This is a genomic window from Rhodococcus sp. P4_E4, from assembly GCF_056401575.1.
Map to the genome: position 1 here is coordinate 179,767 of NZ_JBFUJB010000011.1, position 19,967 is coordinate 199,733.

Below are 19,967 nucleotides of genomic sequence, written 5' to 3' on the forward strand. Positions count from 1 at the left end.
CCTGTCACCGGCTGGAGTGAGCGCTTTCCGAGTAGTAACCGCGGATGTGTCCGACTATGCGCTGACGTGCGAGTTCGCCGTCACCCGCGTTGACCGCATCGACCAATCCTCGGTGTTCGTGACGCAGTCGCATGCAGGTGCTCGGCCAGCTGTCGATCTGCACGCCCGCGAGAACGTAGGCCTCGATGGACTCTCGTAGGCCGGTCATCATGGCTGCGATCACCTGATTGCCCGCCGCGTCGGCGAGCGCTACGTGGAATTGCGCGTCGAGTAGTAGGAATTCCTCGGCCGACAGATCTACGTCATCCATCGAGTCGAGCAGTTCGACGGCCGTGCTGAGGTCGGGCGTCGGGGTCCGCGATGCCAGGGACTGCATCACCTCGGATTCGAGAACGAGTCGTGTCTTCACCACATCCGAGACCGGAAATCCTTGTGCTGCAACCTGCATCCGCATCAGCATGGTCATGCCGCCGGTCGGTTTGGCCACGATCATCGCGCCGGACGTCGGGCCGGAGCCAGTCTGCGCCTTGAGGAGGCCGAGTGCTTCCATGACCCGCAACGCTTCTCGGACCGATGACCGTCCGACGCCCAACTCTGCTGCCAGAATTCTCTCTCCCGGCAGGCGCTGGCCAGGAGACACCTCGCCTGAAACGAGCCGACGTTCGAGGTGGCTCAGTACTTGTTCCCACGCTCGCGGGCTCGGCTCGGTCGGCATGAGGCAAGAGCATAACCGGGTGGACGCCGTTTACGGGGTGGCCTGTCCGGGGATGTATTACTGTGGTCAGACCACACCGACAGATTGCGGGGAACCACATGCGAGTAGCGCTGTTCGCCACCTGCATCGGGGACACGATGTTTCCCGACGCCGTCAAGGCCACCGCCCTCCTGCTCACCCGTCTCGGGCACGACGTCGTGTTTCCGTCCGGGCAGACCTGCTGTGGGCAGATGCACGTCAACACCGGCTACCAGCCGGGCGCGCTGCCACTGGTCGCGAACTACGCCGATACTTTCGGTGATGCGTCGATCGACGCCGTTGTCGCACCATCGGGATCGTGCGTCGGTTCGATCCGTCATCAACACGAGATCGTTGCCGAGCGCTACGGCACCGCGTCGCTGTGTGGGCAGGTGCAGACAGTGAAGGCAAAGACGTACGAGCTTTCGGAATTCCTCGTGGACGTTCTCGGTGTCACCGATGTGGGTGCGCACTTCCCGCACCGGGTCACCTATCACCCGACCTGTCACTCACTGCGCATGTTGAGAGTGGGAGACAAACCACTTCAGTTGCTGCGCAACGTCCGCGACATCGATCTGGTCGAACTCCCGGAAGCAGATTCCTGCTGCGGCTTCGGCGGCACGTTTGCCATCAAGAACGCCGAGACGTCGACGGCCATGTTGGCTGACAAGATTCGCCATGTGGCCGACACCGGCGCAGAGTTCTGCAGCGCCGGAGATTCGTCCTGTCTCATGCACATCGGCGGTGGGATGTCACGACTGCAGATGGGCGCCAAGACCATTCACCTCGCGGAGATTCTGGCATCGGTGGAAAGCCGGGTGCACGCATGAGCGCTGTGACGCTGGGTCTGCCCAGCTTTCCGCCGAGGTCACCCGAAGGTGCAGGGTTCCTGCGAGGTACTGAGAAGTTCCCTGTCGCAGCACATCACGAGCTGGCCAACGCGCAACTGCGACGCAATATCGGCAAGGCAACGCATACCATCCGTGCCAAGCGCATCAACGTAACTGGAGAGCTCCCCGATTGGGAGGAGCTGCGGGATGCGGGTTCGGCGATCAAGGCCGACGTCATGGCGCGGTTGCCGGAACTGCTCGAACAGTTCGAAGCTGCAGTAGTCGCTCGCGGTGGGCAGGTGCATTGGGCAGCGGATGCCAACGAGGCCAACGCCATTGTGACCGAGCTTGTCAAAGCCACCGGCTCCGACGAGGTCATCAAGGTCAAGTCGATGGCAACGCAGGAGATCGGTCTCAACGAGCATCTCGAAACCCAGGGAATCATCGCCTACGAGACCGATCTCGCGGAATTGATCGTCCAGCTCGGCCACGACAAACCGTCGCACATTCTGGTTCCTGCGATCCATCGCAACAGGTCCGAGATTCGGGAGATATTCCTGCGTGAGATGCCAGATGTCGATCCGAACCTCGGGGAGAACCCGGCCGAACTTGCCGCAGCTGCACGAAAGTTTCTGCGCCACAAGTTCATGACGACGCCCGTCGCAGTCTCCGGCGCCAATTTCGGCATCGCGGACACGGGCACTCTGACCGTCGTGGAGTCGGAGGGCAACGGGCGAATGTGCCTGACGCTGCCGAAAACGCTGATCACCGTCATGGGCATCGAGAAGATTCTGCCGACCTATCAGGATCTGGAGGTCTTCCTTCAACTGTTGCCGCGGTCGTCGACGGGGGAGCGGATGAACCCGTACACCTCCCTGTGGACCGGCGTGACGCCTGACGACGGTCCACAGGAATTTCACCTGGTCCTCCTCGACAACGGCCGGACCGCCGCGCTTGCCGACAAGATCGGGCGGGAAGCCCTGAGCTGCATACGGTGCTCGGCGTGCCTGAACGTGTGCCCGGTCTACGAGCGCACCGGTGGCCACGCCTACGGATCCACCTATCCGGGACCGATCGGCGCGGTACTGACTCCGCAGCTCGCGGGCATGCATGGCAAAGACGATCCGAATTCGACTCTTCCTTTTGCCTCGAGTCTGTGCGGTGCGTGCTTCGACGCCTGCCCGGTCAAGATCGACATCCCGTCGCTGCTGGTCGAATTGCGGCACCAGAAGGTCGAGCAATCCGGTGTCACGGCAGAGTCTTTGGCGATGAAAGCCGCATCTCTGGCGATGTCGACCGAGGGCAGGTGGACGCTGGCTCAGAAAGCTGCCGGGCTCGGACGCGTCGTGGCCGGCAGGAAAGGGAAGATCTCCACGTTGCCCCCTCCACTGAACGGTTGGACAGCTGCCAGAGACATTCCCGCTCCACCCAAGCAGACCTTCCGATCCTGGTGGGACTCCGACGAAGGCCGCGAGGCATTGGACGAGGCTCGTCGTGACGGGAAGGCAGACAGATGAATTCACGTGACGTGGTGCTCGGACGCATTCGTGATGCCGTCACCTTGGCGCCCGCCGGTGAAGGCGAGATACCGCGAAACTACCGGACTGGCAGAACCATGCCAGACGGGGAGCTCATCGATTTGTTCGTCGACCGTCTGGTGGACTACAAGGCGCACGTTCACCATTGCGCTGCAACAGAAATCGCCGAGGCCGTCGCCGGAATACTGAGACAGCACGGACTGAACACTCTGGGGATCCCCGCCGGCCTCGACCGATCATGGGTAGCCGGATTCGACGGAACGCTGGTGGTGGACAGCCCGGACGTACCGGCTCCCGAACTCGAGAACCTCGACGCCGTTGTCACCGGCTCGAAGGTAGCGTGCGCCGAGACCGGCACCATCTTCCTCGACGCCGGTCCGGAGCAGGGACGTCGTGCGTTGACTCTGGTACCGGACACACACATCTGCGTCGTGTATCGCAGCAGTGTGGAAGTGGGAGTGCCGGAGGCGATTGCGCGGCTGACGCCGCAGCGTCCCACCACCATGATCAGCGGCCCGTCGGCAACCTCCGACATCGAACTCGAACGCGTCGAAGGTGTACACGGTCCGCGAAATCTGCACGTCGTGATCGTGGATGGCTGATTCCCGCCGAGCGGGAACTCAGGGGCAGCGGGCCACATCAGCGTCTAACGTCCCGGCCATGACACAACTCTTGGCAGGCAAGGTCGTCTTCATCACCGGTGCAGCGCGGGGTCAGGGACGCAATCACGCGATCCGACTCGCGCAGGAAGGTGCCGACGTCATCGCTGTCGACGTGTGCGCGTCGGTGTCTGAAGACGTGGGTTACGCGGCCGCGACTGAAGCCGACCTCGAAGAAACGGCCCGTCTCGTGCGAGCAGAGGGGAGCGAGATCGTCACCGCGGTAGCGGATGTGCGTGACCTCGAGGCGCTGCGGGCGGCGGTGGCGTCGGGCGTCGACAAGTTCGGTCGCCTCGACGTCGTGATCGCCAATGCGGGCATCGCTACGTGGAATCGTTTCTGGGAGATGCCGGAAGAACAGTGGTCGACGCTGGTGGACATCAATCTCAATGGTGTGTGGCGCACGATGGCGGCTGCGGTTCCCTCGATGATCGAGGCGGGCAACGGTGGTTCCATCGTGATCGTCAGCAGTGCTGCCGGCGTCGCCGAAGCGCCTGGTTGTGCGCACTACTCGGCGGCCAAGCACGGTCTCGTGGGTTTGGCTCGCACTGCGGCAACGGAATTGGGTAGCTTCGACATTCGAGTCAACAGCATCCACCCTGGCGCGGTGGAGACTGAGATGGGTAACGATCCCAACGTGGGTAAGGTGCTCACTACTCATCCGGAGTACATGAACTCGTACAAGTGGCCGCTCACGTCCGTCCCACGCACCACCGTCGAGGACATCTCCAACGCCGTGGTCTACCTTGCGACGGACCTCTCCCGCGCGGTCACCGGGACGAAGATCGTCATCGACATGGGTCAGACGATGGCGTAGTCGCGCTCAGAGCAGATTGAACTGCGCCACCTCGATGGTGTTCTCGACCGCCTCCGAGAGCGTGCGAATACGTTCGTCGGCGCCTGGCGCGGTCAAAATCGCCAGGCGATCGGCGTCACCCATCGGAATGCTCCTGGCGAGGGCATACAGCCGAGAACCCAGCGGATCCAAGGGATCCGGTGGGACGGGCATTCGCGGAGTCTGTTCGCCGGCCCGAAGTGCGAGCTTTCCCAGCATTCCGTACATGAACTCGATGCGCTCGAGGAGAGAGTCGTATTCGTAAGCGGTGACAGGTGTTCCGTTGTTCTCGTCAGGCCACAATTCGACCTCGGCGAGTGGGTAAGGATCGTCCGGTAGCCAGCGATTGACGCGGATGCGGTCTTCGGTCCGGCAATACAACTGATACCGTCCGGCGCCCATTGCGACATGAGACTCGATCCGAGCCAGAGTGCCGATGTCGTGGCGTGATTCGCCGCCACCGACCTCGTGGCCACGAGCGATGAGCACTACTCCGAACAGTGGGCCGTCGGCAGCTTCGAGAACGTTCTCTACCAGTGCGCGGTACCGAGGCTCGAAGATGTTCAGTGGCAACACCTCACCCGGAAGCAATGCAGAGCCGAGCGGAAACATGGGGAAGATGGGCATCAGGGGATTCTCAACCTCGGAATCGGAGGGGCGGGGAAATCGCCGGGGCGATCGATTTCAGCGAGCAGGTGCTCGGACCACATCAGCAGGCCGGGGATGTCGAGGCCGTGCGGACTTTCCACTTCGTAGTGCCTGATGCGGTCGTGACCCTGGCCGAGGAGTGAGACGGCACCGGTGTTGTTGCCCCGAAGTAGATGGGTGAGCCCGACGGCCAATTGAGCCAGTCCCTGCCACAGGTCACGCTCCTCGGCGGGAGCGTCCTTCCACGTTCCTTCGAAAATTTCGTGCGCGTGAAAAGGCATCCCGTGGTCGAGAAGACGCTGAGCCTCGGTGATCGACTCGTCCGGCGGGAGGCGCACATCGTCGGGAATGCGCGGGACGCCGCCCGCTGCGTCACGTGGCAGTGGACGGCCGAGTCCGTCGCGGGGCCGCGAATTGAGGGGCTTTCCAGCGGCGTCCCGGTCGCGTTCGGTCATACACTCAGCCTAACGGCAGCATCTCGGACGAACCCGCCGAAAGTTTTTTCGAGTCGCCTGTCGATTCCGGGGAGAACCGTTCGTCGTCATGTTGTAAGGCAAGAAAGCCGGAAGAGAAACAACAGACCAAGGAGTCAGTCATGAAGTACATGTTGCTCATCTACACCGCACCCGGCGGAGACACCGAACCCCAGTGCACGTTCGAGGACTGGCAGCAATATGACAAGGAAATGAAGGATGCCGGTATCTGGGTGTCCGGCGATGCCCTCGCCGACCTGACGACTACGACGACGGTTCGGGTCTCGCAGTCCGGGGAAAAGACCGTCACCGACGGACCCTTCGCTGAAACCCGTGAGATCCTCGGCGGCTACGACGTCATCGACGTTCCTGATCTGGATGCGGCGCTGGCCTGGGCCGCGCGGTGCCCCGGCGCGCGCGACGGTGGAAGCGTTGAGGTGCGTCCGCTGGCCGGGTTCGGGGACTGATTCGCCGTGGACGAGCAGGCCGAGAACTCCATCGAGTCAGTGTTCCGGGAGGAACGTGGACGACTCTTGGCCTCGCTCGTCCGCCGTTTCGGTGACCTGGATCTGGCCGAGGAAGTTACCTCCGAAGCCGTCGAGGCCGCGTTGGTGCACTGGCCGGTGGACGGAGTGCCGGCCAAACCCGGCGCCTGGCTGCTGACCACGGCGCGTCGCAAAGCCGTCGACAGGCTTCGTCGTGATCAGGCCTATGCGGCGCGATTGGCGGTGATGCAGGTGGACGCCGATCGTGCCGACCCGGCGCCGCCCACGGTCGACGGAGAACTTCCCGACGAGCGGTTGCAGCTGTTCTTCACCTGCTCGCACCCGGCGCTGGCCGAGGACGACCGAATCGCACTCACCTTGCGTTGCCTCGGCGGGTTGACGACGCCCGAGGTTGCTCGGGCCTTCCTCGTGCCTTCGGCGACCATGGCGCAGCGGATCGTGCGTGCGAAGAAGAAGATACGTCAGGCTCGGATTCCCTTCCGAACTCCCAGCGCCGAAGAACTCCCGGACCGTCTGCCCGGTGTTCTGCAGGTGATCTATTCGGTGTTCACCGAAGGGTACGCCGCCAGTTCGGGTCCGGATCTGCAACGCGTCGACTTGGCGGTAGAGGCAATCAGGCTGGCGAGGATCCTGCGCGCATTGCTTCCCGATGAGCGCGAGATCGCCGGGTTGCTTGCGTTGATGCTTCTCGTCCACGCGCGTCGGGATGCCCGTACTGACGCCGGTGGCGGGATCGTCCTCCTCGAGGACCAGGATCGCGGGTGTTGGGACCAGCCGATGATCGATGAAGGCAGCGACCTCGTCGTGGTCGCGTTGACCGGGGGAGCGCCGGGGCCGTACGGGGTGCAGGCTGCCATCGCCGCATTGCATGACGAGGCGGCGGATGTGGAGAGCACCGACTGGCCGCAGATCTGCGCGCTCTACGGAGTGCTCCTCACGTTGACGCCTTCGCCTGTCGTCGCAGTCAACAGGGCAGTGGCGCTGGCGATGCGCGACGGCGAGGAGGTTGGGCTGGCAGCGTTGGAAGAACTGGCAGCGGAGCCCAAACTTGCCGACTACCACCCGTATCACCTCGCGCGCGCCGAACTGCTCGCGCGGTTGGGGCGCACCGACGCGGCAATGTCTGCATACCGACGTGCGCTGAATTTGGTTGGTACGGAACCGGAGCGGGCCTACTTGGAGCGTCGGCTCGGTGAGATATCTGACTGATCGGTGGTTATTGCGGGACGTCGAGATCGAAGTACAGGGTCTCGGACCAGTAACCGAGGCCGAGCTCGCGTAGCGGTTCCTCGACGCTCTCCTGAGTCGGCGTGAACAGCCGCTCCCAGAAGCGCGGCTTGGCGGGTGCGAGTGTGGCCAAAGCTGCCTCCATCTCGGCGTCGATGTCCGCCAGACCGGTCATCAGGGCCGCGCCCTGTTCGGCGAACGGTTCGTCGTCCATGTCGAAGATCTCGCCGCACTCGAGGACGAAGTAGTGGTCGGGCTCGGTGTGGCTGCGCAGGAAACGCAGCGCATCGCCGGCCATCGTGCCGAGTTCGGGGTGATCGATTCTGCCGAGGAAGTCTTCGAGCCGGGCGATACCAGGACCGCAGGGCGCGGTGACCGCGATCAGGTCTGGGGTGTCGTCCCAGATGACCGACTGGTGGGCGAAGGGATTCACGGACACAAGGATCCTCGGGACCAGCGGTATCGCGTACGACCACTCGGAGATACCGGTGAGACCTCGGGCGCGAGCGGCAGCCGGATTCTCATGCGGAGCAACAGGGGTCGAGTAGAGATAGGTGCGGTTGGCCACTGGCCGAGTCCTTTCTGCGGTCGGTGTCACCTGATTCAGGCGGCGCCCACCATCCTCAATGCCAGGTCTCCGTACAGTTTTCCAATGTCTTCCGGATTCGTGTAATTGCCGGCTGGGAACCAGCGGCACACGTCGACGCACAGGGACATCAAGGCGAGGGTGACGCCTTCGGCATCGGGGATTGTGAAGTCGCCCGACTGGACGCCGGCGTCGACAACCTCCCGGACCACCCGCGTCGTGCTGCGGCGAAGCGCGACGACGGTTCGGTAGTGCTCTGGTGTGAGTGCAGTGAGTTCGTATTGGACGACGCGAGCGAGTGAGTGGTGCCCGGCCTGCCAACTGGCGAAGGTGCTGACCAGTTCCTGGAGGCGAACGGACGGCTCTTCACCCGGTCTGTCGGCGCCCTCGACCACCTTCAACGCTTCGGTGTGACCTTCGAAGCTGATCGCGAAAAGCAGCTCTTCTTTCGAGCGGTAGTGCGGGTACATGGCGGCGGGACTCATGTCGAGTCGTGCGGCGATGTCACGGGTGGTGGTGCCGCCGTAGCCCGCGGAGGCAAAAGCGTCCACGGCTGCCGCGCGGATACGGGCCGCAGCTTTGGAGGGGCTGATCACCACGTCAGGTGAATCGCTCACGGTTTCCTCCAGGTGTGACGGATTTCGATGTTGACAATATCCCGCTCTCGATTCACTATAAGCAGATGCTTAGATTCTAAGCGGATGCTTAGGAACATCGTTACGTGTGGCATTGCCACGCCGAAAGGAAGCAACTCGTCATGCGTCGCACTCTGTACGGACCCGATCACGAGGCATTTCGCGAATCTGCCCGCGAATTCGTCAACCGGAACATCCTTCCGGTCGCAGAGAAGCTGATCGACCAGCGCTTCATCGATCGTGAAATCTGGCTCGAAGCGGGACGCAACGGCTTCCTCGGACTCGAGGTTCCAGAGGCGTACGGCGGAAGCGAAGCCGGCGACTACCGCTTCAACGCTGTTCTGGCCGAAGAACTCTCGCGTGCCAGTGCAGCTGTTGCCTCGAGCTTCGGCATCCATGCCGACGTCGTTGCTCCGTACCTCGTTCAGCTCACCACCGAAGAGCAGAAGCAGCGTTGGCTGCCCAAGTTCTGCACCGGTGAGATGCTGACGGCCATCGGCATGACCGAGCCTTCCGGCGGATCCGACCTCGCCTCGCTCAAGACCACTGCGGTCAAGGACGGCGACGACTGGATCATCAACGGCTCCAAGACCTTCATCACCAACGGCTACAACGCTGATCTCGTGATCGTGGCGGCGCGGACCAGTCCCGAGAAGAAGTCCAAGGGCATCACGCTCTTTGCCGTCGAAACCGGCATGGAAGGTTTCGAGCGCGGACGCAAGCTCGACAAGGTCGGCCAGCACGAGTCCGATACCGCCGAACTGTTCTTCGAGAACGTTCGCGTGCCGTCCACCAACATCATCGGTGAGATCGACCGCGGGTTTATCCACATGATGGAAATGCTGCCGCAGGAGCGCGTCGGCGCTGCGGTGTCCAACATCGCGCACGCTGCTCCGATCCTCGAAGAGACGCTGCAATATGCCAAGGACCGCAAGGCTTTCGGTCAGCCGATCGGCTCGCTGCAGTGGAACAAATTCCTTCTCGCGGATCTCGTGACCCGCATTGAGGTCACCCAGGCTTACGTCGACAACTGCGTCGCAGCACACGCTGCCGGCGAGCTGACCGCCATCGACGCCGCCAAGGCGAAGTGGTGGACCGCGCAGGTTCAGAACGAGGTCCTCGATCACTGTGTTCAGTTGCACGGCGGCTACGGCTTCATGACCGAGTACCGCGCCGCTCGCGCGTGGATGGACGCCCGCGTCACCAAGATCTGGGCCGGATCCAACGAGATCATGAAGGAACTCATCGGCCGCGATCTCGGCCTGTAATTTCGCAACTGCAGTCCATATGTCACTGCAGTCCATACGTCACTTCCCGAACCCGACGACACAGGAGCATCACCGCGCATGTCTGTTCTCGACAAGTTCTCTCTGACCGATCGAGTGGTCATCGTGACCGGTGCGTCGTCGGGCCTCGGGGTGGCGTTTGCGAAAGCCGCAGCAGAGGCGGGTGCGGACGTCGTCCTCGCTGCTCGCCGCGTCGACAAGCTCGAAGACACGGCCAAGCTCGTGCGTGACGCAGGCCGCGAAGCGTTGTGCGTGGCCACCGACATCGTCGATCCGGCTCAGGCTCAGAACATGGTCGATGCCGCGATGGAGAAGTTCGGCCGCGTGGACGTGCTGGTCAACAACGCCGGCGTCGGAACCGCTGTTCCGGCGACCCGTGAGACCCCGGACCAGTTCCGCGCCGTCATCGACATCAACCTCAATGGGTCCTACTGGGCAGCGCAGGCCTGCGGCCGCGTCATGCTCCCGGGCAGCTCCATCGTCAACATCTCGAGCATTCTCGGATTGACGACCGCCGGACTCCCACAGGCCGCCTATGCGGCGAGCAAGGCAGGCGTCGTCGGATTGACCCGTGACCTCGCACAGCAGTGGGGAACGCGCAAGGGCATTCGCGTCAACGCGATCGCGCCAGGCTTCTTCAAGTCGGAAATGACCGACCAATACAACGACGGCTACTTGGACGCGATGGCTCCGCGCCTGATCCTCGGCCGCATGGGCGATCCTGAAGAGCTCGCGGCCACCATGGTGTGGCTCGCGTCCGAGGCAGGCGGATACGTCACCGGTCAGACCATCGCCGTCGACGGAGGAATCACCATCACCTGACGCCGATGCCGAGATGTCGCCGGCTTTGCCGTATAAGTAGCTGGTGACCTCTCGCGCCGAACCTCAGGAGAACTGGGAAGACCGTCCGCCACCATCCATGGCTGCGACGGAGCTTCTGCGTGACCTGCCGGTGACTGCCCGCGGCGTCCGGACCAGGGCTTCTCTGGTCGCAGCGGCTCGAACGGTGTTCGAGCGCGCAGGGTATCTCGATGCCCGTCTGACGGACATCACCAAGGAAGCGAACTGCTCCACCGGCACGTTCTACACCTACTTCGACAACAAAGAGCAGATCTTCGCCGCAGTTCTCGACGTTGCGCAGGAAGACATGTTGCACCCCGGCATGGGACGGGTCCGCGACGTCGACAATCCGTATGCGGTCCTCGAATCGAGCAACCGTGCCTACCTGACGGCGTTTCGCCGCAACGCCAAACTGATGGGTCTGCTCGAGCAGGTATCGCACATCGATCCGGCCTTCGCGAAACTGCGTCGGGACCGAGCCGAGACCTTCATTTCTCGTAATGCCCGAGCCATCGAACGCTTGCAAGCAGCTGGCAAGGCAGACGGCTCGTTGGATCCGCTGTTGGCTTCCCGAGCACTGTCGGCGATGGTGAGCCGTCTTGCCTACAGTTCGTTCGTCTCCGAGGAACCTGGCGCCGACGGCAACCCCGTCCCGTTCGAGGACGTCGTCAAGACGGCTACTCAGGTGTGGGCCAACGCGCTGGGCCTCGAAGGCGACCGCGGGTAGTTTCAGCCTTCGCCGCGGGCCGCGAACTGCTGCTCGAGGCTGTGGCGCAACGTCTCCTCGCTGTTCCTGACAGCGTTTTCGACGAACGGCCCGATCAAGCGGCCGAGAGCTTTGCCGGCAATGCCGCCGGGGAGTTTGTAGGCGAAGTCGACGGAAAGCTCGGTCTTGGAATCGTCGATCGCGGCGAACTCCCACGTGGACGAGTTGGATACACCGCCGAGCGAAGACAGCTTGATGATCCGATTCTTCTCCCACTCGGTGACCTCGAGCTTGGAGCGCAACGTGCTTGGCCCGATCTGCATGGCCGCGTCGAACGTGGCGCCGAGCCCCTGATCGAACTCTCCGAACGGTGTGAACTCGGAAACACCGAACATCCACGTCGGGACGTTGCGGTAGTCGTCGATGTAGTCGAAGGCGACATCAACCGGCACGGCAGCAACCGCGGAGTGGCGAACATGGATCATGACTGGTCCCTGTCTTTCGGTGAACATCGACTGTAACCAATGGCACCGACGCGTTCGGCGGCGGCGCAACGGCGATCTACGGTATCGGTATGACGAACGAGCTTCCGGTACGCGGGTCCTGGCGCGATTACGAAGACCTGGGACTGCCGAAACCGCTCGCTGCGGCGCTGGAGGCGTTCGTCGAGCAGGGCTATCACGGGACTTCGATCCGTGACGTCGCGTCGCGGTCCGGGCTGTCGGTGCCGGGGCTCTACCACCACTACCCGTCCAAGCAGGCTCTGTTGATCGGTCTGGCGACCGTGGTGATGACGGAGTTGTTGGAGCGAAGCCGCGCCGCCGAACTCGACGCCGGGGACGATCCCTCTGATCGCTTCGACGCGGTGATCGAATCTCTGTTGCGGTTCCACATGTTTCGACGCGAGCAGTCGTTCGTCGCTTCCTCCGAGATCCGCAGCATGGAGCCCGACAGTCGGGCTAGTTACATCGCGCAGCGCGACGAACAGCAGAAGCAGGTGGACCGGATCGTCCTCGACGGCGTTGCTTCGGGCGTGTTCGATGCCGACCATCCCGAGGATGCCAGCCGAGCTGTCGTGACGATGTGCGTCGCCGTCGCGGTGTGGTACCGACCGGACGGTGAGTTGTCTCCGGACGAGTTGGTGGAGAGGTATCTGGAGATAGCGCGTCGGATGGTGGGGGCGTAGGGGCGATCACCCGGAATGCTTCAGCATTTCGAGGGCCGCATCCCGGCCGACGTCGAAGGGGTCGGTGCCGATACCGATACCGTCTGCGACGAGGGCGCCTTCGTGAAGCAGCATGATTGCCTCGACGAGACGTTCGTCGGCTTCCCCGTCCGTCGCCAGAATGCGCCGAAAGACGTCCAACATTTCCTGCTTCTGTTCGGCGATGACAGCGAACACCGGATGTGACCGATCGCTGAACTCGGCGTGAGCGTTGACCATGCTGCAACCCTTGCCTCCGCTCGCCTTGGACCAGGAGGCGGAAGCGTCGAATGCCGCACTCAACTGCTCGGCGCGGCTGTGCCCGGCTGATGCGAGCTTCTTGTCGCGAAAGGCTCGCCACCGCCGATCTCGATCCTTCAAATATTCCACGACGAGGCCGTCTTTCGAGCCGAACCGCTCGTACAGAGTCTTCTTCGTGACCCCGGCGTCCAGTGCGACGGTATCCACGCCTACGGCGTGAATTCCCTTTTCGTAGAACAGCTTCGACGCCGACTCCAGGATGCGACGTGCTTTCGGAGTCAATTCGGGTACGGATTCGTCTGCCATGGACAAAAGTATACCGATCTGTATAGTCGAGCTCATGAGTAAACAGATCGGTATACCTCGGATCGTGACCTCGAGATCTGCCGTGACGGCTACCTTGTCGGTCCTGTTCGTCGCGTGCTGGAGTTCGGGATTCATCGGAGCCAAACTCGGCGCCGGCAGTGCCGAGGTCTCCACGCTGCTGATGTGGCGTTTTCTCCCGCTTGCGGCGGTACTGGTCCCGATTGTCTGGCTGTCCGCCCGGCGCCGGAAAACGATGCCGACACCGCGGGCTCTCGGCAGGCAGGTGGTGATCGGAATACTCTCCCAGAGCGGCTATCTGTTGTCCGTGTACTGGGCAGTCGATCTCGGCGTGAACACCGGAACCACAGCGCTGATCGACGGTATTCAGCCGCTGGTGGCAGCCGCGCTGCTCGGTCCGGTCCTCGGCGTCGCGGTCCCGCGGATGCAGTGGATCGGATTGGCGATCGGACTGGCCGGCGTCGCGATGGTCACGGCAGCCGACGCCGGGGCGGGTACATCGGCCCCGTGGTGGGCGTACGCGATTCCGTTCCTGGGGATGCTCAGCCTGGTTGCATCCACCTTCGTCCAGCAATGCGCTCCCACGTCCACGCCGCCACTGCAGGCTTTGGCCATCCACTGCTCAACCAGCGCAATAGTTTTCACAACTCTGGCGATCGTCTCGGGTGCTGCCGTACCGCCGAGTGTCGGCACATTCTGGATCGCATTGCTCTGGTTGATCGTGTTGTCGACCTTCGGCGGATACGGGCTGTACTGGTTGTTGCTTCGTCGCATCGGCATCACGTCCGTCAACACCTTGATGTTCTTGATCGCCCCCGTCACCGCGGTCTGGGGCGCACTGATGTTCGGAGAATCCTTCACTCCGTTCACCGCTCTCGGCTTGGCGGTGGGCATCGTCGCCGTCGTCGTGGTCACCCGGGTGGACAATCGACCGAAGAAGCAGGACGAGAGCACGGATTCCTGCCCGGTAAGAGCTCCGATCACGTCGCGCTGACGAAGCCCGATCGTGATGTGAACCGCTCGCGGAGCGCGGTGATTTGTTCTGAGGTGAGCTTGAGTCCGTTGATTGCGTAGTCCTCGACTGCGCCGAATTGCGTGCGCATTTCGTCGAGCGCGGCGTCGAAGTAGCTGTCGCGGACTCCGAGGAGCGGCCGGAGCAGTTCTCCGTCAACGCCTTTGCTTGCGGCGAAGTCGAGGATCGGTTCCGTCATAGGTGCCAGATCGGTGTTCGTCTCCAGGTAGTCGGCGCGTACATCGGCTTCGTCGGCGCCGAGGAGGAGCAAGAAAGAGGTCGCGGCCCACCCGGTGCGATCCTTGCCGGTGGTGCAGTGGAAAAGTGCTGCACCGGTGCGTTTTTCGTCGATCAGGTCGAGATAGAACGCGCGGTAGGCGTCGAGGGCGGACGGCAGGCTGACGAAGTTGCGGTTCGCTTCCTCCATCTGTGCGATCCCACGTCCGTCGCTGATGGTCTCGGCGTACGCGACCGGGTCCGTCATGAGTAGTCCGGTGGCCGCGGCGTTTTGGGCATTGTCGGCGAGTACGTCGAGCCAGACCGTCCGCGTCGAGTCAGGGAGATTGTCGAGTGCGCCGTCGCGCTCGGCAGCGGTCCTCAGGTCGTAGACCGTCCGGACGTCCAAGTCGGCGACCGCGGCGACGTCGTCGCCGTCGAGTTTCGCGAGCGTCGCCGAACGGTAGAGCGCGCCGGCGCGGACGGTGCCATCAGCAACGGGAATGCCACCGAGATCCCGGAAGTTCGGAGCGGTCTTCAGGAGAACGCGACGATCGAGCGGGTGAGTTGGCATGGCTGACTCCTTGTGGGCTCCGTTTCCGAACTGATCATTCATGCCTTCTGCACACTGCGCACGAGCTTTTCGGCATTGCGTCTCTTGATCCACTTGTCGATGACGAGAGCCATGAAGATCCATCCTCCCAACGCGGTGATCACCCACACGATGATCGGGGCGAGGATCCAGGACCCGGCGCCGCTGATCTCAATGCCGTCGGGGACCAGGGTCGCAACCCAGAGCGCGAGCAGCGTGGCGACCAAGCCGACACCGCCCGCGAGCGGAGCCGCGTAGTGCAGTGCCACGCTGAGCACGAATGGGCCGAGAATCATGTGGGCGAGGGTGAATACACCGATAGCGGCCAAGAAACCGTTGACGCTCAGGCTGACCCCGGGAAGAGCGAAATGCACGACGATCAGCGCGATCGCGCCGAGTACGCATTGCGAAACGAGCTGAAATAACAGACGCATGGCTTGTACCTCCGTGATCAGGTCGAGTCACCCGAGAGTGGTGTGTGCGTGGGGAACGCTTTGCTGGAGGGCCTCGGGACGAGGTGCCGTCCAGGTGCCGTCGAGCACGTCGGGGCGGGGGCGGTACAGGCGCAGTACGTAGTTCCAGCCCGGCATGATGGGCAGTGCGTTCGCGACGCCGTCGAGATTGACGCCGAACCGGATGGTGGTGCTGCCGTCGGAGTCGGGGGTGGCTGTGAGGCTGTTGATGCTGTTGACGCCCAAGGCGTTCTCTTCGAAGTATCCGGCTGCGTTGTACAGCGAGACCGACCAGAACGCTTCCACGGGAACAACGTTCAGGCGGAGACGGTATTCCCCGACCGGGAGACGTTCGTCGAAGTTGACGTAAGTGGCCTCGTACTCGGGAAGGCCACCCCAGCCGGATGCGGTACCGAGCAGGTGCCTGATCGGGTCGACTTCCGTCGCGGTGCCGAATGAATGGTCGTAGGTGGTGATGCCACGCGCGAGTGCGAGGAGCGCGTCGCGGGTCTCGGTCTGCGACTGTTCGTCGTAGTCGGGCAACGGGAACTCGCCCGTTCCGCCGCCGTCGATGGTGAGGGCGTCCTGCAACCGGTTCACCTCGGCGACGTCTTCGGGGCTGTTCGGATCGACGAGGATGCGCACGATCAGTGCGGCGTAGTCGGTCCCGACCAATTCGCGTGTGAGCAGGTGCTCTCCCGGATCGCGCAGGATGACGGGACCGAAATGATCTTGACTGACCACCCAGACGGAGATGTAGCGCTTGCCGGTATCGGGCACCGTGATCGTGACGTTTTCGCGCACGTCGATGATCGCGCTGCTGTACAGGGTGTCGCGGTTCTGGCGGATGATCGGCTGGTTGTCGAGTGACCCGAGCTCGCGAGTGTGGTTCCACGTGCCCAGGCCGACGCCCGCGGCCAGGCGAGCGAACATGAGATCGGATTCTGCCCGATTGAAGTTCAGGACGTTGACGGCGATCGTGGACATAGCGGGTTCCAATCGGTGTCGGGGTACGGAAGCGGGTGGGTAATCCATGGCCCGTCGGGTGAATCAGCCCAGCAGTCGTGCTTTCGCGGCTTGGAACTCGGCGTCGCTCAGTAGGCCTTGTGATTTGAGATCGCCGAGTTTCTGCAACTCGGCGACGAGATCGGCCGGGGGTGCGGGTGTGGGTGTGGGGAGTACGGCTTGCTGCTGGGCGAATTCGTACTGCGCCTGCTCGTAGTCGGCCTGAGCTCTCCTTTGCCGGCGGGTGGCCATACCGTCGCTGACGGCGGTCGCGGTACCGGTCACGACCGCGGTGCGGGCGGCGAGGCCCAGCAGTCCGGGGCGTCCTCGTCTCGGGATGTACGGCATGTCAGACCTCCAATTTCGGGATGATCGTGTCCATGAGGGCATTGACGACGGGTGCGGGTATCCGCTCGTAACCCAGTAACACCGCGCCGGACTCGGCGGTCCGGGCGGCGAGTTCGCGCTGATAGACCAGCTCGAGAGCGACCAGCAGCGCTGAAGCGCCGGCGGGAATTGCCTCTGCGAGTTCGGTGATGTCTTCATGCCCGAGCAGACCGGACGCGCCGAGCATTTCGACGTTGATCTCGAAGCCGTTCGGCAATTCCTCGACCTCGACGAGGGTGAGTTCACCGTCGTCGGACTTGGAGATGACGATCAGATCGAGTAGTCGTACCAGGCCGGTATCCGTGAGGTCGGTGAGCGCGGAGAACGCGGCGGGGTCGAGGCTCTGCCCCGGCAGACCGAGAAGGTAGAAGTCGACGGGGCCGAAACGCGCGTCACTCACGAGAGCACCTTCAGTTTGAGTGCGGCAAACTCTTCCTCGCTGATCGATCCGGCTTCGAGGAGTGCTGCAGCTGTGGCGATTTCCTCGCTGGGACTCTTTCCTGCGACTTCGCGGATATACGATTCGGCCGCGCTCTCGGCCTCGCGTGCGGCCTTGTTGCTGCGTTCCGTCATCCCATCGCCGCGGGCGACGAGATAGACGAGCGCGGTGAGGATGGGTAGGAAGAGCAGGAAGAATATCCAAACAGCTTTCAACCAGCCGCTCAGCTTGTGGTCGCGGAACAGGTCGGCGACGATCGCGAACAGCGCGAAAAGATATCCGACGAAGACGGTCGCCCACAGCATCAAGCCGAGGCTTTCCCAGAAACTCATGTGTCTTGTCCGTTCGTGTCAGGCCTGCGCGTCGGCATTCCGCCGACTCGCGCTTTTCAGTTGATTCCGGCAATTCTCACCGGTTTCCGCATGCTTCGATCGCTGTCTCATCCGAAGCGGATGAGACGGGATTTCCACGGCCGTCGAACGTCTCGAGTATCTTCGACACATGATCGAAGCCGTGCGTGACGCACTCGCCTCCGGTGAGGCGGAGCAGGCTCGACGCGTCCTGCGGAAGAATTGGCTCCGTCTGATTCTCGAATCTCATACCAGGGAACTCGAGCAACTCTGCCTTGCGCATCCCGATCCACACGATCCACACATCCTGCTGATACGGGCGTGCTGCCGCGACCTCAGCGGCGATCCGTACGGCGCGGAGTTTCTACGCGGGCAGGGTCTACGGGTCGCGTCCGACGATTTTGTCGTCTGTTTCACCGAGCTACTGCTCGCTCCGGACACCTCGACCAAGGCCGTCATCGCCGATCGCGCGCGTCACGCCCTCGCCCAGTGCGAGCCCGAGGACGATTACCCGTCCGCACTTTTCCTCCTCGGGTGGACCGAGATCAGGCTTCGTCGTGATCTACCTCGCGCCATCGCGCTACTTCGCTCCGCCGGCGATGAAGCGCGGTTGCAGTCGCGTGCGGAGACGTTGCGTCTCGCGCAATCCAATTTGGCTTTTGCACTCACCCACGCGGGAGTGTTCACCGAAGCCGAACAGATCCTCGACGGCCTTCCTGCCCGAGAGGTTGCATCCGACTGGGAACGCTTCGAAGGTGGACTCCCACAGTCGAATCGAGGGTGCATCGCCTATTGGCGTGGCGACTTCGAGGAAGCGATCGCTCAGTTCGACTCGATAATCGTGGAGGGCAGTCCCGGAACCAACTTCGAGGCGCTCGCCCGTCTGTACCTGGTGATGAGCCTGATCGCTCTGAACCGGAAAGACCGGTACCACAACGCCGCTCGGCTGCTGCGAGGCGTGAGCACTGCGGACAAGCACGGCATTCCTTGGGATACGCTGCGGCGCGTCACCACGGCCTGGCTCGCCCACGCTCAGGGGCAGGACGAGCAAGCGCGCCGCATCGCGAAGCCCACGCTGACCAGAACAGGTGCTGCGGTCGCTCACGCGCTGCTCGCCGAGCTCTATCGAGTCTTGGGGGATCCGGAACCGTCGGCGCAGGCGCTTCGGTTGGCAAGCTCGGCCGCGCTGCCGCGATATGCGCTGGTGAGCACACTTGTCACCTCTGCAGCGCTGAGCTCCGTCGCAGGGCGTGGGCCGCAGGCGCACGAGCAGCTGGATCGTGCGCTGGCTGAGGCAATCCCGGAGCAGATCCTCGCCCCCTTTCTCAGCGGCGATCCGGTAATTGTCGATCTCTTGAACGCGCACGCAATACAGGGGTCGAGACACCAGGACCTCCTGCGCACGATTCTGGAAAAACGGAGCCGGCTCTCTGCCCAGCTCGCCGGAGTCCTGACCGAACGCGAGAACGAGATTCTCACTTTTCTGCGCACCACGATGACTGCAGACGAGATCGCTGCGCACCTCGGCATCGCCTATCCCACTGTGAAGACTCACATTCGCTCGATTTACCGCAAATTAGGTGTGGCCAAGCGGCGTGCCGCTGTTCAAGCAGCCGACAACCTAGACCGCGGGATCGGGGGCGATTCCGCGACGGAGGCTGCGAACCGTCAGATCCAAGGCTTGTAGTCGAGTCCCGGAACCGCGGTTCACGTAGTCCATCGACGTGTAAAGCAGTGACCACAGTAGGTTCTGCACCCAGTCCGAACCCATGTCGGGGTCGATGGACCCGTCGGAGTGTCCGCGTTCGATGGCGTCGGTGACTCCGTCGTCGTTCGACGCGGACTCGGCAAACGAATCTTCTTGATAGACGCCGGGAGTGAAGAACAGGACCGTCAAAAGGTCGGCCAGTTCGAAGTATTCGTGGCAGAGGCGAACCAGTGCCTCGGCTCCGGTGCCCTCACCGAGTCGCGCCGCTGCTGCGGCCTCACCGACGGCGCGAGTGGCCTCGGCCGCGACTGCGTCGACCAGGTCGGACCGTTCGGGAAAGTAGCGGTGCAAAGTGGTCCGGCCCACCTTCGCGGCCGAAGCGATCTCGCTGAGGGTCGCAGCAGGCTTGGATGCGAACACCGAAACGGCAGCATCGAGGATGGCCTTCCGTGTGCGCTCGCGGGTCGCGCTTTGTTCTGGTGCGCTGTGGATCGTTGTCACGAATTCGAAGCGTA

The 19,967-nt window shown here is 63.0% G+C and carries 26 protein-coding genes; 12 read left to right on the top strand and 14 right to left on the bottom strand.

The features are described 5' to 3' along the window. Window positions 1-4 precede the first annotated feature (4 nt). Entirely contained in the window at window positions 5-715 is a 711-nt protein-coding gene (locus AC1DVN_RS14275) for a FadR/GntR family transcriptional regulator (protein ID WP_029256358.1), read from the bottom strand. A 98-nt stretch (window positions 716-813) separates the two neighbouring features. On the opposite strand from AC1DVN_RS14275, the gene AC1DVN_RS14280 reads away from it, so the two are divergent. The 4 genes from AC1DVN_RS14280 to AC1DVN_RS14295 are packed head-to-tail and all read left to right on the top strand — an operon-like array spanning window position 814 to window position 4,577. Continuing rightward, window positions 814-1,563, top strand: coding sequence for a (Fe-S)-binding protein (locus AC1DVN_RS14280; protein WP_134998887.1), 750 nt, complete (start codon window positions 814-816; stop codon window positions 1,561-1,563). After that, window positions 1,560-3,080, top strand: coding sequence for a LutB/LldF family L-lactate oxidation iron-sulfur protein (locus tag AC1DVN_RS14285; RefSeq protein WP_134998886.1), 1,521 nt, complete (start codon window positions 1,560-1,562; stop codon window positions 3,078-3,080). The genes AC1DVN_RS14280 and AC1DVN_RS14285 overlap by 4 nt, the downstream gene beginning before the upstream one ends. Beyond that, a complete protein-coding gene (locus AC1DVN_RS14290) occupies window positions 3,077-3,703 on the top strand; it encodes a LutC/YkgG family protein (protein WP_477993945.1) in 627 nt (208 codons plus the stop codon). Before AC1DVN_RS14285 ends, AC1DVN_RS14290 begins: the two co-directional genes overlap by 4 nt. Before the next feature lie 58 nt (window positions 3,704-3,761). After that, window positions 3,762-4,577: a mycofactocin-coupled SDR family oxidoreductase gene (locus AC1DVN_RS14295; RefSeq protein ID WP_134998884.1), complete on the top strand. Its 816-nt coding sequence runs from the start codon at window positions 3,762-3,764 to the stop codon at window positions 4,575-4,577. Window positions 4,578-4,583: 6 nt separating this feature from the next. Here AC1DVN_RS14295 and AC1DVN_RS14300 read toward each other — a convergent pair whose 3' ends face one another. Both AC1DVN_RS14300 and AC1DVN_RS14305 read right to left on the bottom strand, forming a co-directional pair. After that, on the bottom strand, window positions 4,584-5,222 hold the full coding sequence (locus tag AC1DVN_RS14300) for an LON peptidase substrate-binding domain-containing protein (protein ID WP_029256355.1): 639 nt from the start codon (window positions 5,220-5,222) through the stop codon (window positions 4,584-4,586). Next, the gene (locus AC1DVN_RS14305) at window positions 5,222-5,698 is read right to left on the bottom strand and encodes a DUF309 domain-containing protein (protein WP_020970927.1); all 477 of its coding nucleotides are present in this window, start codon (window positions 5,696-5,698) and stop codon (window positions 5,222-5,224) included. The genes AC1DVN_RS14300 and AC1DVN_RS14305 overlap by 1 nt, the downstream gene beginning before the upstream one ends. Before the next feature lie 140 nt (window positions 5,699-5,838). Here AC1DVN_RS14305 and AC1DVN_RS14310 point away from each other — a divergent pair, with 140 nt between their 5' ends. Then, a complete protein-coding gene (locus AC1DVN_RS14310) occupies window positions 5,839-6,183 on the top strand; it encodes a YciI family protein (RefSeq protein WP_007730031.1) in 345 nt (114 codons plus the stop codon). A gap of 6 nt (window positions 6,184-6,189) precedes the next feature. Further along, the gene (locus AC1DVN_RS14315; protein WP_211918754.1) at window positions 6,190-7,431 is read left to right on the top strand and encodes an RNA polymerase sigma factor; all 1,242 of its coding nucleotides are present in this window, start codon (window positions 6,190-6,192) and stop codon (window positions 7,429-7,431) included. A gap of 7 nt (window positions 7,432-7,438) precedes the next feature. Here the strand turns inward: AC1DVN_RS14315 and AC1DVN_RS14320 are convergent, their stop codons facing one another. Together AC1DVN_RS14320 and AC1DVN_RS14325 are read right to left on the bottom strand one after the other, a co-directional pair. Further along, window positions 7,439-8,017 carry a DUF7822 domain-containing protein gene (locus AC1DVN_RS14320; RefSeq protein WP_080909892.1) on the bottom strand — a complete coding sequence of 193 codons (579 nt, stop codon included), beginning with the start codon at window positions 8,015-8,017 and terminating at the stop codon, window positions 7,439-7,441. Window positions 8,018-8,052: 35 nt separating this feature from the next. After that, on the bottom strand, window positions 8,053-8,652 hold the full coding sequence (locus tag AC1DVN_RS14325) for a TetR/AcrR family transcriptional regulator (protein WP_020970923.1): 600 nt from the start codon (window positions 8,650-8,652) through the stop codon (window positions 8,053-8,055). Window positions 8,653-8,792: 140 nt separating this feature from the next. On the opposite strand from AC1DVN_RS14325, the gene AC1DVN_RS14330 reads away from it, so the two are divergent. The 3 genes from AC1DVN_RS14330 to AC1DVN_RS14340 all read left to right on the top strand — a co-directional run bounded on the left by AC1DVN_RS14330 (window position 8,793) and on the right by AC1DVN_RS14340 (window position 11,523). Beyond that, window positions 8,793-9,938: an acyl-CoA dehydrogenase family protein gene (locus AC1DVN_RS14330; protein ID WP_007730036.1), complete on the top strand. Its 1,146-nt coding sequence runs from the start codon at window positions 8,793-8,795 to the stop codon at window positions 9,936-9,938. Between the two features lie 78 nt (window positions 9,939-10,016). Next, the gene (locus AC1DVN_RS14335; protein WP_003939707.1) at window positions 10,017-10,778 is read left to right on the top strand and encodes an SDR family NAD(P)-dependent oxidoreductase; all 762 of its coding nucleotides are present in this window, start codon (window positions 10,017-10,019) and stop codon (window positions 10,776-10,778) included. Between the two features lie 97 nt (window positions 10,779-10,875). After that, complete coding sequence (locus tag AC1DVN_RS14340; protein ID WP_019745481.1) at window positions 10,876-11,523, top strand: TetR/AcrR family transcriptional regulator; 648 nt, start codon at window positions 10,876-10,878, stop codon at window positions 11,521-11,523. Between the two features lie 2 nt (window positions 11,524-11,525). Here the strand turns inward: AC1DVN_RS14340 and AC1DVN_RS14345 are convergent, their stop codons facing one another. Then, window positions 11,526-11,987: an SRPBCC family protein gene (locus AC1DVN_RS14345; protein WP_019745480.1), complete on the bottom strand. Its 462-nt coding sequence runs from the start codon at window positions 11,985-11,987 to the stop codon at window positions 11,526-11,528. 89 nt (window positions 11,988-12,076) lie between these two features. Here AC1DVN_RS14345 and AC1DVN_RS14350 point away from each other — a divergent pair, with 89 nt between their 5' ends. Next, the gene (locus AC1DVN_RS14350) at window positions 12,077-12,688 is read left to right on the top strand and encodes a TetR/AcrR family transcriptional regulator (protein WP_113682611.1); all 612 of its coding nucleotides are present in this window, start codon (window positions 12,077-12,079) and stop codon (window positions 12,686-12,688) included. Between the two features lie 6 nt (window positions 12,689-12,694). Here the strand turns inward: AC1DVN_RS14350 and AC1DVN_RS14355 are convergent, their stop codons facing one another. Further along, the gene (locus AC1DVN_RS14355) at window positions 12,695-13,273 is read right to left on the bottom strand and encodes a TetR/AcrR family transcriptional regulator (protein WP_029256349.1); all 579 of its coding nucleotides are present in this window, start codon (window positions 13,271-13,273) and stop codon (window positions 12,695-12,697) included. A gap of 82 nt (window positions 13,274-13,355) precedes the next feature. Here AC1DVN_RS14355 and AC1DVN_RS14360 point away from each other — a divergent pair, with 82 nt between their 5' ends. After that, a complete protein-coding gene (locus AC1DVN_RS14360) occupies window positions 13,356-14,285 on the top strand; it encodes a DMT family transporter (protein ID WP_477993967.1) in 930 nt (309 codons plus the stop codon). Here the strand turns inward: AC1DVN_RS14360 and AC1DVN_RS14365 are convergent. The 6 genes from AC1DVN_RS14365 to AC1DVN_RS14390 form a co-directional block, all read right to left on the bottom strand. Further along, the gene (locus AC1DVN_RS14365) at window positions 14,272-15,093 is read right to left on the bottom strand and encodes a tyrosine-protein phosphatase (protein WP_230091007.1); all 822 of its coding nucleotides are present in this window, start codon (window positions 15,091-15,093) and stop codon (window positions 14,272-14,274) included. The genes AC1DVN_RS14360 and AC1DVN_RS14365 overlap by 14 nt on opposite strands. A 38-nt stretch (window positions 15,094-15,131) precedes the next feature. Then, on the bottom strand, window positions 15,132-15,545 hold the full coding sequence (locus tag AC1DVN_RS14370) for a phage holin family protein (RefSeq protein WP_019745454.1): 414 nt from the start codon (window positions 15,543-15,545) through the stop codon (window positions 15,132-15,134). 27 nt (window positions 15,546-15,572) lie between these two features. Further along, window positions 15,573-16,550 carry a DUF1214 domain-containing protein gene (locus tag AC1DVN_RS14375; protein WP_029537077.1) on the bottom strand — a complete coding sequence of 326 codons (978 nt, stop codon included), beginning with the start codon at window positions 16,548-16,550 and terminating at the stop codon, window positions 15,573-15,575. A gap of 63 nt (window positions 16,551-16,613) precedes the next feature. After that, the gene (locus AC1DVN_RS14380; RefSeq protein WP_477993946.1) at window positions 16,614-16,916 is read right to left on the bottom strand and encodes an SHOCT domain-containing protein; all 303 of its coding nucleotides are present in this window, start codon (window positions 16,914-16,916) and stop codon (window positions 16,614-16,616) included. Between the two features lies 1 nt (window position 16,917). Continuing rightward, a complete protein-coding gene (locus AC1DVN_RS14385; RefSeq protein WP_021331904.1) occupies window positions 16,918-17,355 on the bottom strand; it encodes a DUF6325 family protein in 438 nt (145 codons plus the stop codon). After that, complete coding sequence (locus AC1DVN_RS14390; protein ID WP_477993947.1) at window positions 17,352-17,726, bottom strand: PLDc N-terminal domain-containing protein; 375 nt, start codon at window positions 17,724-17,726, stop codon at window positions 17,352-17,354. Before AC1DVN_RS14390 ends, AC1DVN_RS14385 begins: the two co-directional genes overlap by 4 nt. A gap of 169 nt (window positions 17,727-17,895) precedes the next feature. Between AC1DVN_RS14390 and AC1DVN_RS14395 the strand changes: the two genes are divergently transcribed. Further along, window positions 17,896-19,431 carry a LuxR C-terminal-related transcriptional regulator gene (locus tag AC1DVN_RS14395; RefSeq protein WP_477993948.1) on the top strand — a complete coding sequence of 512 codons (1,536 nt, stop codon included), beginning with the start codon at window positions 17,896-17,898 and terminating at the stop codon, window positions 19,429-19,431. On the opposite strand, the gene AC1DVN_RS14400 is transcribed toward AC1DVN_RS14395, so the two are convergent. Beyond that, window positions 19,366-19,953: a TetR/AcrR family transcriptional regulator gene (locus AC1DVN_RS14400; protein ID WP_019745447.1), complete on the bottom strand. Its 588-nt coding sequence runs from the start codon at window positions 19,951-19,953 to the stop codon at window positions 19,366-19,368. The genes AC1DVN_RS14395 and AC1DVN_RS14400 overlap by 66 nt on opposite strands. Window positions 19,954-19,967 lie beyond the last annotated feature (14 nt).